We start from the raw sequence: 543 nt of genomic DNA, 5'->3' as shown, positions 1-543 counted from the left end.
GCGACTGGGCCGCCGCCGAACGCGAGGGCCGCACCATCGCTCCCCTCATCACCCGCCTCAACGACATCCGCCGCCGCAGCCCGGCCCTCCAGCAGTTGCGCGACCTGCACTTCCACCACGCCGACCAGGACGCGGTGATCGCGTACTCCAAGCGGAGCGGATCGAACACGGTTCTGGTGGTCGCCAACCTCGACCCGCACCACACCCAGGAGGCGACGGTCTCGTTGGACATGCCGCAACTCGGCCTGGAATGGCACGAGTCGGTGCCGGTGCTCGACGAGCTGACCGGCGAGACCTACCACTGGGGCAGGGCCAACTATGTGCGTCTCGAACCCGGCCACAGGCCCGCGCACGTCTTCACTGTCCTGCGACCGTCCAACCCGCAGATCGGAGGGTCACCCACAATATGATCGTCAATGAGCCCGTTCCGGACACCTTCGAGGACACTCCCGCAAAGGACCGCGACCCGGAGTGGTTCAAGCGTGCCGTCTTCTACGAGGTCCTGGTGCGCTCCTTCCAGGACAGCAACGGCGACGGCATCGG

At 66.9% G+C, this 543-nt stretch carries 1 protein-coding gene; it reads left to right on the top strand.

What is annotated here, in order from left to right; all coding sequences use genetic code 11:
* Positions 1 to 410: alpha-glucosidase C-terminal domain-containing protein (locus IE249_RS35615; RefSeq protein ID WP_189711688.1), on the top strand; the 410-nt coding region annotated here is incomplete at its 5' end.
* Positions 411 to 543: the final 133 nt, after the last annotated feature.

Origin of the sequence: Streptomyces anandii JCM 4720, assembly GCF_014650655.1 — a bacterium.
GTDB classification, from domain to species: domain Bacteria; phylum Actinomycetota; class Actinomycetes; order Streptomycetales; family Streptomycetaceae; genus Streptomyces; species Streptomyces anandii.
This window is presented reverse-complemented; position numbering and strand designations above follow the sequence as displayed.